Source organism: Bacillus sp. JJ1533 (genome assembly GCF_036965045.1).
GTDB lineage: Bacteria > Bacillota > Bacilli > Bacillales > Bacillaceae_L > Ferdinandcohnia.
Window position 1 is genome coordinate 84,585 of the sequence record NZ_JBALOV010000032.1, and the last position, 16,887, is coordinate 101,471.

The following is a 16,887-nucleotide window of genomic DNA, read 5'->3' on the forward strand; positions in this document are numbered from 1 at the left end:
CTTCGTAGTAAAACCCTACTGTATAATACAAAGTTACTGCAGTAAACCTTTACCATCTGTTGGTAAAGGTTTTTATATTTGAAATAGTTTGAAAACACAAAGAGTATTCCGTATAATGTAAGTGTTTACACGTTTCGTTTTATACTGACTAAAGGGGGAAATGAGATTGTATGTACCTTTGCTTTTATCTCAATTTTTAGATCGAGCAGTCAAACTATATGGAGGAAAAACCGCATTAATTGATGATGACAAAAGCTTTACTTATGCAGAAATAAACGAAAGAGTGAATCAACTTTCACGTGGATTAAGCCATCTTGGTGTGAAAAAAGGGGATCGTGTTGCATATTTAGCTCCAAATTCCTCTGAAATGTTTGAAGGATTTTATGGAGTATTTCAAATCGGTGCCATTATTGTTCCTTTGAACACAAGGTTAATCCCATCAGATTATGAATACATATTAAACCACAGTGAAACAAAGGTTTTGTTTGTTGACTATGAACTTGTTGGACATATTGAACCAATTCGTGAAAAACTAAGAACGGTTGAGAAAATTATTGTTCATGGTCAAAAGGACGACACAGAATGGACCATTTCCTATGAGGAATGGCTCGCGCGTTTTGAAAAAACATCAATCGAACGACCTGAGATGGATGAAAAAGACATTGCCACGCTTTTATATACAAGTGGTACAACAGGAAAACCAAAGGGTGTCATGCTCTCACATCGAAGTAATTACCTCCATGCTTTAACGACCATGCATCATCTTCGCGTATCAGACCGTGATACACTACTTCATATTTTACCTATGTTTCATGTCAATGGCTGGGGCTCACCATTTTATTACACAGCAAATGGAGCCACACAGGTATGCTTACGAAAGGTAAAGCCTGATGAGATTTTCAGAAAAATTAACTTGTATAAAGTGACCGTTATGCATATGGCCCCAACAGTATTAAATACATTATTGCAATATGCGGAATCAAACGGTTTTACAAAGCAAGAACAAGATATTCGTATTGTTATCGCTGGTTCTGCCCCTCCACCAGCATTTGTAAAACGTGTTGAAGAGGAGCTTAAGTGGGAATTTATTCAGGTATACGGTATGACAGAGGCAGCTCCACTTATTACGACTTCCATTATACGGGATACACAGGATCATGCTTCGAAAGAAGAAAAGTATCGTTTAAAAGCAAAGGCAGGCTATGAATTTATTGGTGCAGAGGTACGTGTTGTCAATCAATACGGTGAAGATGTGACCCCAGACGGAAAGGAAATTGGGGAAGTCGTTGTACGCAGCAACACGGTGATGGAAGGATACTTGAATAATAAAGAGGGCACGGACGAAGTGATTCAAAATGGCTACTATCATACAGGTGATATGGCCATTGTAGATGCAAATGGGAATATTGAAATTGCTGACCGTAAAAAGGATATTATTATTAGCGGTGGGGAAAACATCTCTTCAATCGAGGTTGAAAGTGCATTATACGAGCATCCTGCTGTTTTAGAGGTTGCAGTAATTTCCATTCCCCACGAAAAATGGGGTGAGACACCACAAGCAATCGTAGTAAAGCGCGAGGGACATGAGGTTTCTGAGGATGAAATAGTTGCATTCGCACGGAGCAGGCTTGCACATTTTAAAGCTCCGACAAAAGTTATCTTTAAAAATGAACTACCGAAAACTGCTTCTGGTAAAATTCAAAAGGTTCTACTGCGGAAGGAATTTTGGCAGGAAAGAGAAAAATTTATTAATTAAGAAGGATAGACCCCGTTTTTCAACTAAAAAATGGGGTCTTCATTTATGCTCCAAGTTTTTGTTCGATTTTTTTGCCTTTTGCAAATGTCCAATTTACTAGGAAAATCCCTAAAAAAATGAGAAGGGCACCTCCATAAACAAACCATTCAACCACCTCATTTAAGAGAACCCAGCCTGAAAGAACTCCGAAGAATGGGGCAAGAAATAAAAAGGCAGAGGTATTTCCAGGGTCACCTGTATTAATTAAGTAAAACCAGATTGCAAATTGAACGATAGAAGCCATGATTGCCAGCCATAATATGATAAATATGGAAGTAGGATTAATTGTAATAGCAGGGGTCTCAAAGGTAAAACTCATTATAAGAAGTAGAATCCCACCAAAAAGCATTTGATAAGCAGTTAACACCCAAATGTTAAAGCGTGGTCCCCATTTTTTGATTAGCAATGTTCCAATCGACCATGATACAGATGATCCAAGTCCTAAGATGATCCCGACTTCTAAATGAAGATGAAAGCCTAGAGTGATAAAGACTCCTGTGAATCCAACAATGACTCCAATCCAATGAAAGAAATGATAGCGCAATCCAAGAAAGACTGTACTTAAAATGACCACGAGTAAAGGGTTGCTAAATGTGAGGATAGACGATTCACCGGCTGTTATCGTTCGTAGACTTAAGAAGATACAGCCCATCACACCTGCTGTTTGAAAAAGTCCGATTGCAAAAATTCGTACCCAATCAGTCATTTGTTTTGGGAGTGGTTTGTTCCAAATAAATAAAGCCATAAGAATACCTGCAAGCGTAAAGCGAATTCCCACAAGAAGAAGTGGCGATACATAACTTAGCCCGATCTTTCCAACCGCAAAAGAAGATCCCATTAAAGCGGTTGTAGTCACAACAAGTACACAAAATAGGTAAGGATTCATATAATTACTCCCACTTTTTTCCTCATCATAACATAAATCATGGCTATACAAATAGGATATTTCGTCCTAATAACATGGGAAAAAGGCAAGCTGCGATGTGCTTACCTTTTTCAACTATCAATGAGGTTGTGACAATACAAATTGAATATCCTTCTACGCAAAAGCTGGGATTCGTAACAAATAGCGAATTCTAGAAATTAATCTTCTCATGGAAATCGTAAGTTTTACGAAATTCAAATATAACTCTGGGAATAGGCGAAATAGAATATTCAATGTATATCCCTCCACATTGATTTTTAGTGAGAAACAACTCCCCACAGCTTTATTCTTTACAATCATTGAAAATATCATGTGTACAACGTATGTTTTAAACGGTACACTGGAAAGATATAATTGTACATAACTCATTTGGGGAGGAAAAGAGTATGGAAAAAGTAAAAGTGGGAGAAGTTTTCTCAATCAGTGATGAAACAGGTGAAGATCAAGATGTTGAGGTACTTGGTGTCGTTACAATAGAAGGAACAGAATATGCGGCTGTTGGTTTTCTTGAGGATTTAGAAGAGGAAACGGATGATGATATCGATATTTTCTTTTTAAAGATTGATGAAGACGGAGATTTTTCAGCAATTGAAAGTGATGAAGAATTTGAAAAAGTATCAGCTGCCTTTGACGAAATTTTTGATGAAGAAATAGACGAAGATTAAAAATATTTTAGAACCCCACCTTATATACGTGGGGTTCTTTACTTTATACCACTTATATTTATAAAATATTGCAAAACATATTACAAAAAAGTGCAATTCTATTCAAAATCTCACAAAATTCATATAAAATGAACTATAGCCTTACATTTTACACAAATGGATAACAAACTTAACAAAGTTTATCTTTTTGATATGAAGCCAACGGAATGTTTATATTAAAGAGGAGGAAATACTTTGAAAAAAGCATTATTAAATGTAGATTATACAAATGATTTTGTTGCAAGTGACGGAGCTCTCACTTGTGGGAAACCAGGACAAGAAATTGAGGCAGATATTGTTCGCATAACAGAGGATTTTATCTCAAATAGGGATTTTGTTGTATTTGCAATTGATCTTCATAAAGAAGGCGATGAACTACACCCTGAAACGAAACTATTCCCACCACATAATATTGAAGATACATCAGGAAGATTGCTCTATGGGGATTTACAAAGAGTGTTTAATGAGCAACAAACAAATCCGAACGTGTATTGGATGGATAAAACAAGATATTCAGCGTTTGCAGGCACGGATCTCGAAATTAAATTACGTGAACGCGGCATCACTGAAGTCCATATAGTCGGTGTTTGTACAGATATTTGTGTCCTCCATACGGCTGTCGATGCCTATAACCGTGGATTTAAAATTGTCATCCATAGTTCAGCAGTCGCAAGCTTTAATCAAGCTGGTCACGAGTGGGCACTCGGACATTTTAAAGATTCAATTGGAGCAGAAGTTCGTTAGGTTATATACTTGGAGGTTATTTTGATGAACAAACATTTTAACGATGACAGCATTGCATTACATACAGATTTATATCAAATTAATATGGCCGAAATTTATTGGAGGGAAAACTTACATAACCGAAGAGCTGTTTTCGAGGTAAACTTTCGCAAGCTTCCTTTTGGCAATGGGTATGCCGTTTTTGCAGGCCTTGAGAGAATTATTCATTTTCTGGAAAACTTCTCATTTAGTGAAACGGATATCGAATATTTAAGAGAAGAAGGATATAAGGGCGACTTTCTAGACTATCTTAAGGATCTGCGATTTACGGGAACCTTGAGATCAATGAAGGAAGGAGAAGTAGTTTTTGCAAATGAACCGCTTCTTCGTATTGAAGGTCCTATTTGTGAAGTTGTATTATTGGAAACTCCTATTTTAAATATTATTAATTATCAAACCTTGATTGCGACTAAGGCTTCTCGCATTAAGCAGGTCGTTGGTGATCAAACCGCAATGGAATTCGGTACAAGACGCGCACAGGAAATGGACGCTGCGATATGGGGAACGCGAGCTGCTTATATTGCTGGATTCGACTCCACTTCAAATGTTCGTGCTGGTAAATTATTTGATATTCCAATTTCCGGCACACACGCTCATTCGTTAGTACAAGCTTATCGAGATGAGTATCAGGCGTTTAAACATTATGCAAGTACACATAAAGATTGCGTTTTTCTCGTGGATACATATGATACATTAAAATCCGGTGTTCCCAATGCAATTAAAGTTGCTAAGGAAGAAGGAGACAATATTAATTTTATAGGAATCCGCTTGGATAGTGGCGACTTGTCTTATCTATCTAAAGAAGCTCGAAAAATGCTTGATGAAGCAGGATTTAAAGATGCCAAAATTGTTGCTTCGAATGATCTTGATGAACATACGATTATTAACTTAAAATCCCAAGGGGCAAAAATTGATTCATGGGGTATCGGAACTAAACTAATTACTGCCTATGACCAACCGGCTCTAGGAGCTGTCTACAAACTTGTGTCAATTGAAGATAGGAATGGGGATATGGTAGACACTATAAAAATAAGCGGTAATCCGGAAAAGGTTTCGACACCTGGTTTAAAGCGAGTGTATAGAATAATCAACAAGAATAGTCAAAAGTCAGAAGGGGACTATATTACCCTTGAACACGAAGATCCACAAAACGAAAAACGGCTTAAAATGTTCCATCCAGTTCATACATTCATAAGTAAATTCGTTACGAATTTCGAAGCAAGAGAATTGCAATATACCATTTTTGAGAATGGGCAGCTCGTATATGAAATTCCAACACTTCAGGAAATCCGGTCGTATTTAAATGCAAACCTTGAACTCCTTTGGGACGAGTATAAGCGAACTACAATGCCAGAGGAATACCCGGTCGACCTAAGCCAGGAATGTTGGAATAATAAAATGCAACGGATTGAAGAAGTAAAGGTCAGTATTGAAGAAATGATTGAAAAGAAATAATAAAAGTTTGTTGCGAAAACAACCATCTTTATTGGAGGGAACTTTTATGATTATGCAACAACAGATTATGAAAGAATTACATGTAAAACCTTCTATTGATCCAAAAGAAGAAATTAATCTTAGGGTGAATTTTTTAAAGGAATATGTACTAAAAAGTAAAACAAATGGATTTGTATTAGGAATTAGCGGTGGTCAAGATTCCACATTAGCCGGAAAGCTTTGTCAAATGGCCGCCCAGGAACTTCGAAACGAAGGGCATTATGCAACATTTGTAGCTGTCCGTTTACCATATCGTTTTCAAAAAGATGAAGATGATGCTCAAGCAGCATTGTCATTTATTAAGCCTGACCGTGCGATCATCCTTGATATTGGCGCAACAGTTGATGCATTTGTAGCAGACTATAAGAAATCGACTTCAGAAGAGATCAGTGATTTTAATAAAGGAAATGTAAAAGCAAGAGAAAGAATGATCGCTCAATACGCAATTGGCGGTATGCATAATTTATTAGTGGTAGGAACAGATCATGCTGCTGAAGCAGTCACCGGTTTCTTCACGAAATATGGGGACGGGGGAGCCGACATACTGCCGTTAACAGGGTTAACCAAACGACAGGGCCGTGCCCTTTTAAAGGAATTAGGTGCAGAGGAACGTCTTTATTTAAAGGTTCCCACAGCAGATTTATTAGATGTAAAACCATTGCAGGCTGATGAAACTGAACTTGGTATCAGCTATGAACTTCTTGATGATTATTTGGAAGGAAAAGAAGTACCAGAACAAGAAGCCGAAAAAATAGAAAAACGATATCAAATTTCCAAACATAAGAGACATATGCCTGCGAGCATGTTCGATGAATGGTGGAAATAGTATTAAGTCTGTTTCTAAAGATTAGAAACAGGCCTTTATTATATTTGTATATACATTTAAAGAATCAGAACGCATCTTTTGTGCGTTCTGTTTCCTATCGTTTTTTCTTTTTAAGATCGCTAACTGCGTTCTTTTTTACAATGCGATCTAATACTACCTGGACCTGGATATTTCTTTCATCAATATCGGTAACGTTGGTGACCTTGCCTTTTCGTCCTTTTATTTTGATTGCTTCATCAACAGAAGGCACATTTTGCACTAGTTGTGTTAATAACAGATTTTTATTTTCATAGTAATGAACAACATACATTCATATCACCTCATAACTTAATAAGACCCCAATTATTTACGTGATAATATATGTTTAAAATCTGTTTTGGTCCATAAAATTTTTAAATTTATAGGTGGGGGAGGTTTTTACTTCGATGTCATGCCACCCGAAACAACAAATTTCATTGCATCCTCAGGCTTGACGTCGATAATTTCCACTTCATCCTTGGGAATAAGGAATGTGAAGCCTGCGATTTGAAAGGTTTGCTGAATATAAACAGCTACGTAGTCTTTCAATGGATCATAAAAGCTTTCTACATCTTCGGTCGTGATAAACCCTATTGCTTTTACATCTGTTCCAGGAATTGTTACAAGTGCAACTTTTGAAAAAGATTTCTTTTCACCCAGAAATGAATTAAAAGTATCTTTAATAACGGAGTAGAGAGTTTTGATTAACGGGATTCTCTCTAATAATCTGTCAATCAAACGAAAAATAGTTCCAGCAAATACTCTCGTTGATAACCATCCTAAGATGGTAATGACAACTAACGTAAGCAATAATCCAATTCCGGGAATATAATCCTCTCTTAAATAAGGCTTCAGGAACTTCCCCAAAATCCCGTCTAAAAACAAAAATACTTTAAAAACGACATACACAACTAAAATAATTGGAACAATCGTTAAAATTCCATTGATAAAATTTCGTAAAATACTTTTCATATACACTTCTCCTTGCAACCCTATTATTAGTAGCCATTGCTGCTTAAAAATTTTACACCATAGTCATACAAAAATCCAAATGTCAATGCTCCTATTTTTTGAGTAACTAACCAAATACTTATCAGACTTTTCAATTCTTTTTTAATAGTCTCAAAGGTTTCCTTGGTAAAAGCCCTTCCTTTCTTAAAATCAAAATCATATTTTATTAGTAGAGTTTGAACGAAAAGGAGGGAGTGTTATGAACGAAAGAAGAAGGTTTGGTTTTTGTATGCCTGGTTATAGGTGGTGTGGTCCAGGCTGTGGTGGCTCCGGTCCACCGACAAATCGGGTGGATTCATGTTGCATGAGACATGACCTTTGTTATCAACGCTATGGTCCATCTCGGGAATGTGACGTTGCATTTATGGAGTGCTTACGACAACGAAGAAATCGATATACAAAAGAGGGAAGAGATGCGGCATTTTTTTATAATGTGATGAGAATTAGAAGTGTATTTAGACCATGAAATATAGGTGCCAATTCCTACGGGATTGACACCTTTTTATTTGATTTATGCTGTTCCTAGAGTTACTCCTATTTTCTTCAAATATTGACGATAGGCAATACTCATTCGGTCTGATTTTAAGGAAAGTTCAACTTGTAAATCTAGTGGTAGGTCTTCTGGCTTTTGATTTTCAACAATTGGCTTGTCTTGGGCGAAAATCATATCTTGGAACTTAACAGTCTCTTCGTCAGTTGTACCTGTGTCATAGTTAAAGGAAATAATTCCATGGGCAATCGATTTTTCTTCTGTAACAGGTTGAATCATAAGGACAATAGTCATCTTATTCTCATTATCAGGATCTCTCTTGGTGAATTGCACAACAAGAGGATTGAATACTTCATATGTGTAATAAACATCTTTAGCAACCCCAGTTCCGTCTGGATCTGGTTGGAAGATGGCAATCTCATCAGAATAAATAGAATCTTCCCCCTGATGAACATCGTAATCACCGATCACTGGTTTGTCTTGAACACCTAGAAAACCTTCATGAACGAACGCAAGGTGACCAACATCTAGGAAATTTTCAACAACTCTAGGAGGCTTCGCATTTATTTCAATTTGTCCCCAAATTACATTATGGTAGCTTTCGTCAAGAAACGGACGATATGTAAACATTTTGGGATTATTATTGTTTAAGTTTACCCATACATAGCCATATTCTTCGCGGCATGAATATTTAATTGCCTTCGCTTTTAATGGTATTTTTCTTCCTTCAGGCAGTTGTGGAATTTTTGTACAATCCCCTTCAGAGTTATATTCCCATCCATGGTACGGACATACAAGCTTACCGTCTTTAACGCATCCCAGTGAAAGGGCAGCACCACGGTGTATACAAAGGTCTTTAAACGCATGAATGCCTTCTTCTGTTCTAAATAAAACAATTCTTTCACCTAATACAATCACTTGTTGTGGTTCTTCTTTAATATCTTCAGCTCTAGCTGCAACAATCCATTGATCTCTTAATACTTGGTCCTCAACTAACATGACCAATCCTCCTTAGTTTTAATTCCTCATTACATTTTATATATTTCCACAAATGAAGTCAATAAAAAACGAACATTAAACAAAATAATAAATAAATTATTCGTATTTTGTATTTACATTTTTAAAAACCTTCTTTATAATGCAAAATATGTTATGCAACATGTTAATAGTGTTTTTGTAAAATTCCTATCATGCTATACATTATTAACCAGGGTTTTTACTCTGATAGAAAGGCATTTATTCAGACTTATTTCATAATATTGGAGGAATAGTAGTGGAACACAATTCTCAAAATCCGAACTTAGTAGTCGGAGTCAATGACAAAATTAGTGTTGGCAAATCTCTTTTGTTAGGTTTTCAACACGTACTCGCAATGGATCTTTATATTGCGCCAATTATTATTGCGGGTTTACTTGCATTGAACACAATGGATACGACTTACTTCATTCAAATGTGTTTTCTCGCAGCTGGTATTGCTACACTCATTCAAACAATCGGCGGGTTAAAATTACCTGTCGTTCAAGGTCCATCCTATGTACCAATCGGTGCTCTTGCAGCTATCGGTGGAAAGCTTGGATTAGGAGCAGTATTTGGGAGTTTAATACCAGGAGCATTATTAATTGCGGTTTTAGGATATCCATTAAAGGTCTTTGCAAAAACCGTTAGAAAAATTATTCCTCCTCTAGTTGGTGGAACTGTAATTGTCATTGTTGGGATTTCATTAATGCCAAGTGCATTCAATAGTATTTACACAGCACCAGGAAATGTTGGGCACAATGTGATTGTCGCTGCTGTTTCAGCAGGCGTTTTATTGGTATTCATGTTACTTGGTCGCAAAAAATCGGGATATGGTACATTTTTTCGTTTAGTATCCGTTATTTTAGCAATTGTAATTGGAACTATTACAGCTTCATTCTTTGGTACTGTAGATTTTTCAGTCGTTAAGGATGCAAAGTGGATTTCATTACCCAGCTTCTTCCCATTTGGAAAGCCTGTCTTTGATCTTCAAGCCATATTAACAATGGTATTTATTTATATGATAATTTTAATTGAAACAACTGGTACTTGGTTTGTAGTCTCAACCGTTACTGGTGAAGAATTGAATGATAACCGGTTAAATCGCGGATCTGTAGGTGAGGGGCTAGGCTGTTTTGTAGGTTCTTTAGTTGGCGGTACGCCAGTAACAGGTTATTCTTCCAATGCCGGTATTCTTGCAATTACAGGTGTTGCGAGTCGTATGGCAATAATCGCCGCTGGGATTATACTAATTGTTTTAGGATTAATTCCAAAGCTTTCTGCCATAATTACTTGTGTGCCACAGCCTGTAATCCAAGGTATTTTTGGAGTTGTCTGTGTGGCAATTGTAATGAATGGTCTTAAGGTCATTCAACATGTAACGATAGATGACCGTAATATGATTGTAATCGGTGTTCCCATACTGTTAACGGTTGGAACAATTGTTTTGCCGAAAGAAATACTTTACAGTGTACCTGATTTTGCTAATTATATTCTTTCTTCTGGAACAGCTGTGGGGGCAATCGCGGTATTGATTCTTAATTTGCTCATTCCTGAGGAAAAGAGGAAAGCAAATACTAAATCGATCTCCTAATCACAAACGCCATCTAGCATAGAAGACTAGGTGGCTTCTTTTGAATAAAAAAACTCTCAATTTCATCATTGAAACTGAGAGTTTTTAAATAGTATACAATTATTGGACAGTTACTGCTTCTGTTGTTTCTTCTAATTCATCTGCTGGGCCAAAGAATTCGAAGTGGATTTTCTCTGATGAAACTCCCCATTCTTTTAATGAACGATACATCATTTTCATAAATGGTACCGGTCCACAGAAGTAGAAATCAGCTTCAGTTGTTCCTACAGTTGCTTTTAACCAATCAAGGTCAATGAAGCCTTCCTTATCGTAGTTCATGTCTTGACGGTCTTGGTCAGTAGGGGCAGAATACGCAACGAAATTTTTCACACTCTCATGTTTCTCTGCAAGTGCTGCAACCTCATCTTTTAATGCGTGAACCTCACTGTTAAGTGCACCATGAATGAACATAACTTCACGTTCAGGCTGTTGCTCCACGATTGTATTTAGCATACTAACCATTGGCGTTAATCCAACACCACCACTAATTAAAATAGCAGGAGTTTCCTTCGATTCAAGAATGAAATCACCAGCCGGAGCACTAATAGTAATCACATCGCCTACATTGATTTCTTGATGTAAGTAATTTGAAACGACACCATGCTCTTCACGCTTTACACTAATTCTGTAATAGTCTTTACCAGGTGCATCTGAAAGGCTATAGTGACGGATATGAGTATATTCATCACCTTGAGGCTGAACTTTAACAGTTAAATATTGACCAGCTGGATAAGAAGCAATTTCTTTTCCATCCTCAGGTTTTAAATAGAAGGAAGTAATAACTTCACTTTCTTTCACTTTACAGTCAACGACAAAGTTTCTGAAGCCTTCCCAACCACCAGGCTGTTCTTTTGCTTCCTTATACATTTCTTTTTCCACACCGATGAATGCATCTGCAATCACACCATAGGCTTCAGCCCAAGCATTGATGATATCATCCGTTGCCGCATCGCCTAACACTTCTTTAATTGCACCAAGTAGATTCTCACCAACGATTGGATAATGTTCTGGTTGAATTCCTAATGCACGGTGTTTTTGAGCAATTTGTTTAACGACTGGAAGAATAGCTTCTAAATTATCAATATGAGCAGCAGCCGCGTAGACTGCGTTTGCTAATGCGGTTTGCTGACGACCTTGTCTTTGGTTAGCGTGGTTAAAAATATTTAATAATTCCGGGTTGTTTTTAAACATACGTTTGTAAAAATGAGTTGTAATATTTTTTCCGTATTTTTCAAGAACTGGAACAGTGCTTTTCACGATATCAATTGTTTTTTCATTTAGCATGATTAGACGTCCTTTCTAAAACAAATATTTAAAATACATGTTTATAATATAACGACAGTGCTAATAAAAGATACCTTTAGAATACATCTTTTGAAAAGTTGTCACATTTAGGTAAGGACAGGACTTTCGTGCTATACTTAGAGAGAACTCATGAATATAAGGAGTTTTTAAATGAAATTAACAAATTATACGGATTATTCGTTACGTGTTTTAATGTATTTGGCAATGAAAAATGAAGAAGAATTATGCACCATCCAAGAAATTGCAGAAGCATATAATATATCAAGAAATCATTTAATGAAAATCATTCATCATTTAGGAAAACTAGAATATATCAAAACAATTCGAGGGCGTAATGGTGGCTTTAGGCTTGCGAAGCATCCGAAGGATATTAATATTGGGGAAGTCGTTTCAAATACAGAAGAGGACTTTAATATCGTTGATTGCTTTAAAGAAGGAGGGGGCTATTGCTCAATCTCGCCATCTTGTAAACTAAAACATGCCTTGTATGAAGCATTACAGGCTTTCATAAATGTATTGAATGGGTATACATTAGAGGATCTTGTTACTAATAAAACAGATTTGCTTGATTTATTTCGTTTGCAAGAAGAGAAGTAATGTGGGAAATAACATTCCCTTTCCGGTCTGACTCTCCAATAGGAACCAATACTAGTCGTTTAACATACATTTAAGTAGACGAAGTAATTAGAAAATTGGTTTTAAAGGAGAAGGAGAGAGATGATAAGACATACGCCTGGTTTTTATTGCCCTTATTGTCACGGATACGTAGAACCACGGAATTGGTATGACGAATACTATTACCAACAGTACTCTGTACCATACTATGGGTGGGATTGGAATCGGAATCCTGAAACGATTTTAGGAAAAGCAACTTGGACATGGGGCGGAACACCAACAAAATGTGAAATCGGATGGTCCTATGATAACAATATGACCGTAGCAGTCAGCGAAAACAGCCCATTTAAATGTGGTCAGCGATTACGAATTCGTAATGTGTCATTTGTCCCGAATCAAGACATCATTGTAACAGTAGTAGACCAAGTGAAGAAATTCCCTGCTAATCGAATCAATCTTCATCGAAAAGCATTTGAAGCCTTGGGTGCATCACCTAGTGTAGGGGTATTAAATGTAGAAATTACGCCTATCGATTAAAAGACTCAAAGGAGAACAATCCCTAAATTGTCCTCCTTTTTTCATGCTATTTTTCTTATTCCATTTGATCCATAAGCTCGCGATGATTTTCCTCATCATTTTCTTTAAGAAGATTTTCTGAATGTAATGCATCATAAGCTGGATTTGTAATATAAAGAACCTGGTTCTTCAGATGTTCATCTTTCTTCACAAATATCCATCCTTTCCCATTTCTTATTTTACTAATATGGCTGTTTTTAGATTGTTTTAGACACAGAAAATCTTTTAATAAATTTTTATATTAGCAAGCACATTTTTATATTCCCATCATATACTACTTATTGTGTGAGAAATTGTTAGAAGGGAAGTATAAAGATGAGCAACGAGATTAAAACACCAGTTACCAACGACTACAAGGACAAAGAAGGGTACAAAGTAATCAAAGTCAATCTAAACAATCCAACAGAAAATTTATTTGCAGTCGTAACTCCTATAAAGATGCAGTAATCTAATTAAAATACTATCTTTTCGTACGTATTCTTACATAGAAAAGATGGTATTTTTTATTTTGCTAGAAATAGAACCTGAAGTACAAGGGGAGTAAATACATTTAAAGGGCTCAATCAAATACCTTTACTTTTTGGCATGAACATACTATGCTTAAAGAAAGAATATTCGCAAACTACTAGGGGTGCCCAATTGGGCTGAGAGAAAAACGGACGTTTTTTAACCCTTTGGACCTGATCCGGCTAATACCGGCGGAGGAAAGTAGAGTGGAAACTTCCATTTTCTCTTGATACCAATGCCAGGTCCATTAATGTGGACTTGGCTTTTTTGCGTTTTTCTTATTTACTATTTTAGGAGGCTACTAGAATGAAATTACAGAATCAGGTTATTCTTGTCACAGGAGGCGCTCGTGGATTAGGGAAGGAGATTGTAAAAGCGTTCGCTAATCAAGGAGCGAAAGTAGTTATTAATTATTTCAATAGTGAAGCAAAAGCCTATGCTTTAAAAGAGGAAATTGGTGAAAATGCAATTGCGGTTCAAGCAGATGTCACAAAACGTGAACAGGTAGATAACCTATTTGTTGGAGCGAAAAAGCAGTTTGATCAACCTATTACAACAGTTGTTAATAATGCCTTAATTAATTTTCGTTTCGATCCAATCGCTAGAAAAAATGCAGCAGATATTTCATGGGAGGATTATCACGTACAGCTTGAAGGTGCAATCCGCGGAGCCTTACATACAACCCAGGCAGCGATGTCTGACATGAAGGAGCTAGGATTTGGTCGAATCATAACGATTGGTACAAATCTCTTTCAAAACCCTGTTGTTGCTTATCATGATTACAACACAAGCAAAGCAGCACTTCTAGGATTTACACGAAACATGGCAAAAGATTTAGGTGCCTTTGGTATAAATGTGAACATGGTGTCAGGAGGATTGCTCCAAACAACAGATGCGAGTTCCGCAACTTCTGATGAGGTTTTCCAATTAATCAAGGATTCTACACCACTTCAAAAAGTCACAACTCCAGAGGATGTTGCGAACGCTGTTCTATTCTTTGCTTCTCCTTGGAGTAAAGGTGTAACAGGGCAGAACCTAGTTGTTGATGGCGGCCTAGTAATGGATTAAACAACCATGGGAGGTTTCATAATGAGTAAAACATTGAAAATGACAATAACAGCAATGCTTGTTGCGATTGGCACCGTAACAAGCCACCTGTTTGCAATACCCATTGGTTTCACAAAGGTGTTTCCAATGCAGCATTTTATTAATGTACTGTCTGCAGTAATCTTGGGACCAACTTATGCTGTTCTTCAAGCTTTTTTAGTTTCTTTACTTCGGAACATGCTTAGTACAGGCTCCTTATTTGCCTTTCCTGGAAGTATGATCGGAGCGTTTTTAGCGGCGTTTTTATATTCAAAAACAAAGAAAGCCTCAATGGCAATGACTGGTGAAATAATCGGAACAGGTCTATTGGGTGCGATGGCTTGTTACCCAATCGCCACACTCATTCTTGGGCAGGATGCAGCCCTTTTTGGATTTGTACCATCGTTTATCTTTAGTTCGATTGCAGGTTCCATCTTTGGATTTATTATCGTTGGTATCGTATTAAAAAGCCCGGCCTTTAAAACATATCAAGAACGTAACTTCTAATATTCAGAAAAAGACTAAACAGTTTTTGTTTAGTCTTTTTTAAATCATTAGACCACCTATGACATATAGTACAATGGCAATAACACCGCCAATCGCTGAAACCTTTAATTTATATTGTGCATAGTCTACAAGGTCCAAGTCTAAGATTGATGCTGTTGTTATCGTTGTATCACCAAGAGGGGAGGTCAACGCTCCAAATGCACCACTCGCGAAAACTGCTCCCACCGTTAAGGGGATAGAGGCGCCAGTTGATAATGCAAGCGCAATCCCAAGTGGCATAAATAACCCCCAGGTTCCCCACGACGAACCAATAAAATAACCAACAATTGAACCGATTAGAAAAATTGTCGCAGGCGTTAGAAAGCCTGGTAGAAAAGAACCTAAGGTTGAACTAATAAATTCTGAGAACCCAAGCTCCTCAGCTGACAAGGTCAAGGCCCATATCAGAATAAGTAGACTGATTGCCTGCATCATTTGATTGCCACCGTCGTAAAAATGATACATAATTTCATGCAATTTTTCTTTACGAACCATATAAAAGACGAATGTGAAAATGAGCGTGATAAACACTGCTAAGAGCATCACAAAAGTTGCATCTGCCATCGAAAATGCTTCAAAAACTGTCTGAGCACCGAGTGATTTACCATCCTGCCATAAGAGATAAAGTGACAACCCTAGTAAAAGGAATACCGGTACAATTAAATTCCAGGGCTGTGCTTTTACAAGGGAAAGCTCTTTTTTTATACCCATTCGATGAAATTCATGTTCATGTTCTTCTTCACCATGATTTTTGTCAGAATTCATTTTGGTTTTAGATGGCCAAAATGTTTGTATGATTCCGATTAACAGCATTACAATTGCATAAAAATTAAACAAGATGCTTAACAGAAAAACTTCATAAGCAGACATACCTAGATTAAGTCCTTTAATACCACCTTCAACAAGTGAAACCATAAAGCCAACAAACGCAGTTGCTACAGGTAAAAGGACGATGACTGATTCGGTTGAAATATCTAAGGTCATACCTACCTTTTGTTTGGATAGGTTCATTTTTTTTATGAGTTGCTTTATAATGGGGCCAATCATCATAATTCGAAACATCGGCATCATAAAGGTAAACGGAAGGGTGAGCCAAATTAAACCCAGTAGGCCACGTTCCGTTTTGATTTTCTCCCCAATCCATTCCGTAAATCCTTTAATACCACCGGCAATGTTCATCATCCCAACTAAACCACCAAAAACATATAAAAAGCTTACGATTTTAACATTAGTTGGATCAGATAGAGTCGTCACAATATAAGTAATGGATTGCTGGGTTCCACCTAATACATCAGATGTAACAAGGATTGCCCCAACCAATAATCCTAAAACAAGTCCAGGTAAAATATCCTTTAACCAAATTGCCATACCGATCACAATTAAAAAAGGAATAAGTGAGAGCCATGAATGTTCCAAACCATTATCCTCCCGTATGCAAAAATGTTCATTTGGTTAGTATGACCAATTTGAGAGTGGAGTATTTTAGTAAGGGTAGTTATTATGGCTTTAAAGGATCACAGGGGTAAAGGTTTTGACTATGATATGGAGAATGAAGGTAA

19 protein-coding genes and 1 riboswitch are annotated in these 16,887 nt (G+C 36.9%); of the genes, 12 read left to right on the forward strand and 7 right to left on the reverse strand.

Going from position 1 to position 16,887, the window contains the following annotated elements; genetic code table 11:
• Positions 1–166: 166 nt before the first annotated feature.
• A complete protein-coding gene (locus tag V7138_RS17130) occupies positions 167–1,756 on the forward strand; it encodes a long-chain-fatty-acid--CoA ligase (RefSeq protein ID WP_335399530.1) in 1,590 nt (529 codons plus the stop codon).
• Between the two features lie 43 nt (positions 1,757–1,799).
• On the opposite strand, the gene V7138_RS17135 is transcribed toward V7138_RS17130, so the two are convergent.
• Positions 1,800–2,681, reverse strand: a complete 882-nt coding sequence (locus V7138_RS17135; RefSeq protein WP_335399532.1) for a DMT family transporter — start codon at positions 2,679–2,681, stop codon at positions 1,800–1,802.
• Positions 2,682–3,106: 425 nt separating this feature from the next.
• Here V7138_RS17135 and V7138_RS17140 point away from each other — a divergent pair, with 425 nt between their 5' ends.
• The 4 genes from V7138_RS17140 (at position 3,107) to nadE (ending at position 6,527) form a co-directional block, all read left to right on the forward strand.
• Positions 3,107–3,385, forward strand: a complete 279-nt coding sequence (locus tag V7138_RS17140) for a DUF1292 domain-containing protein (protein ID WP_335399534.1) — start codon at positions 3,107–3,109, stop codon at positions 3,383–3,385.
• Positions 3,386–3,619: 234 nt separating this feature from the next.
• A complete protein-coding gene (locus V7138_RS17145) occupies positions 3,620–4,168 on the forward strand; it encodes a cysteine hydrolase family protein (protein WP_335399536.1) in 549 nt (182 codons plus the stop codon).
• A 24-nt stretch (positions 4,169–4,192) separates the two neighbouring features.
• On the forward strand, positions 4,193–5,662 hold the full coding sequence (locus V7138_RS17150) for a nicotinate phosphoribosyltransferase (RefSeq protein ID WP_335399537.1): 1,470 nt from the start codon (positions 4,193–4,195) through the stop codon (positions 5,660–5,662).
• 46 nt (positions 5,663–5,708) lie between these two features.
• On the forward strand, positions 5,709–6,527 hold the full coding sequence (gene nadE, locus V7138_RS17155; RefSeq protein WP_335399539.1) for an ammonia-dependent NAD(+) synthetase: 819 nt from the start codon (positions 5,709–5,711) through the stop codon (positions 6,525–6,527).
• Positions 6,528–6,621: 94 nt separating this feature from the next.
• On the opposite strand, the gene V7138_RS17160 is transcribed toward nadE, so the two are convergent.
• Both V7138_RS17160 and V7138_RS17165 read right to left on the reverse strand, forming a co-directional pair.
• Positions 6,622–6,837, reverse strand: a complete 216-nt coding sequence (locus tag V7138_RS17160) for a hypothetical protein (RefSeq protein ID WP_335399541.1) — start codon at positions 6,835–6,837, stop codon at positions 6,622–6,624.
• Between the two features lie 107 nt (positions 6,838–6,944).
• The gene (locus V7138_RS17165) at positions 6,945–7,517 is read right to left on the reverse strand and encodes a DUF502 domain-containing protein (RefSeq protein ID WP_335399544.1); all 573 of its coding nucleotides are present in this window, start codon (positions 7,515–7,517) and stop codon (positions 6,945–6,947) included.
• 238 nt (positions 7,518–7,755) lie between these two features.
• On the opposite strand from V7138_RS17165, the gene V7138_RS17170 reads away from it, so the two are divergent.
• Positions 7,756–8,022 (forward strand): Parvovirus coat protein VP1-like protein, encoded by a 267-nt coding sequence (locus V7138_RS17170; protein WP_335399546.1) that lies wholly within the window; start codon positions 7,756–7,758, stop codon positions 8,020–8,022.
• A gap of 45 nt (positions 8,023–8,067) precedes the next feature.
• Here the strand turns inward: V7138_RS17170 and V7138_RS17175 are convergent, their stop codons facing one another.
• Entirely contained in the window at positions 8,068–9,045 is a 978-nt protein-coding gene (locus V7138_RS17175) for an aromatic ring-hydroxylating dioxygenase subunit alpha (RefSeq protein WP_335399548.1), read from the reverse strand.
• Positions 9,046–9,319: 274 nt separating this feature from the next.
• Here V7138_RS17175 and V7138_RS17180 point away from each other — a divergent pair, with 274 nt between their 5' ends.
• Positions 9,320–10,654: a uracil-xanthine permease family protein gene (locus tag V7138_RS17180; RefSeq protein WP_335399551.1), complete on the forward strand. Its 1,335-nt coding sequence runs from the start codon at positions 9,320–9,322 to the stop codon at positions 10,652–10,654.
• A 99-nt stretch (positions 10,655–10,753) separates the two neighbouring features.
• Here V7138_RS17180 and hmpA read toward each other — a convergent pair whose 3' ends face one another.
• Positions 10,754–11,977, reverse strand: coding sequence for an NO-inducible flavohemoprotein (gene hmpA, locus V7138_RS17185; RefSeq protein ID WP_335399553.1), 1,224 nt, complete (start codon positions 11,975–11,977; stop codon positions 10,754–10,756).
• A 171-nt stretch (positions 11,978–12,148) separates the two neighbouring features.
• On the opposite strand from hmpA, the gene V7138_RS17190 reads away from it, so the two are divergent.
• Together V7138_RS17190 and V7138_RS17195 are read left to right on the forward strand one after the other, a co-directional pair.
• The gene (locus V7138_RS17190) at positions 12,149–12,595 is read left to right on the forward strand and encodes an RrF2 family transcriptional regulator (RefSeq protein WP_335399555.1); all 447 of its coding nucleotides are present in this window, start codon (positions 12,149–12,151) and stop codon (positions 12,593–12,595) included.
• Positions 12,596–12,715: 120 nt separating this feature from the next.
• Positions 12,716–13,150 carry an RlpA-like double-psi beta-barrel domain-containing protein gene (locus V7138_RS17195; RefSeq protein WP_335399557.1) on the forward strand — a complete coding sequence of 145 codons (435 nt, stop codon included), beginning with the start codon at positions 12,716–12,718 and terminating at the stop codon, positions 13,148–13,150.
• A 55-nt stretch (positions 13,151–13,205) separates the two neighbouring features.
• Here the strand turns inward: V7138_RS17195 and V7138_RS17200 are convergent, their stop codons facing one another.
• A complete protein-coding gene (locus V7138_RS17200) occupies positions 13,206–13,340 on the reverse strand; it encodes a hypothetical protein (protein ID WP_335399558.1) in 135 nt (44 codons plus the stop codon).
• Positions 13,341–13,504: 164 nt separating this feature from the next.
• Between V7138_RS17200 and V7138_RS17205 the strand changes: the two genes are divergently transcribed.
• The 3 genes from V7138_RS17205 (at position 13,505) to thiW (ending at position 15,289) form a co-directional block, all read left to right on the forward strand.
• Complete coding sequence (locus V7138_RS17205) at positions 13,505–13,636, forward strand: hypothetical protein (protein ID WP_335399560.1); 132 nt, start codon at positions 13,505–13,507, stop codon at positions 13,634–13,636.
• 170 nt (positions 13,637–13,806) lie between these two features.
• Positions 13,807–13,913, forward strand: a riboswitch (TPP riboswitch).
• 89 nt (positions 13,914–14,002) lie between these two features.
• A complete protein-coding gene (locus tag V7138_RS17210) occupies positions 14,003–14,764 on the forward strand; it encodes a 3-oxoacyl-ACP reductase (RefSeq protein ID WP_335399562.1) in 762 nt (253 codons plus the stop codon).
• A 21-nt stretch (positions 14,765–14,785) separates the two neighbouring features.
• The gene (gene thiW, locus V7138_RS17215; protein WP_335399564.1) at positions 14,786–15,289 is read left to right on the forward strand and encodes an energy coupling factor transporter S component ThiW; all 504 of its coding nucleotides are present in this window, start codon (positions 14,786–14,788) and stop codon (positions 15,287–15,289) included.
• Positions 15,290–15,328: 39 nt separating this feature from the next.
• Here thiW and V7138_RS17220 read toward each other — a convergent pair whose 3' ends face one another.
• Positions 15,329–16,744, reverse strand: coding sequence for a Na+/H+ antiporter NhaC family protein (locus tag V7138_RS17220; RefSeq protein ID WP_335399566.1), 1,416 nt, complete (start codon positions 16,742–16,744; stop codon positions 15,329–15,331).
• Positions 16,745–16,887: the final 143 nt, after the last annotated feature.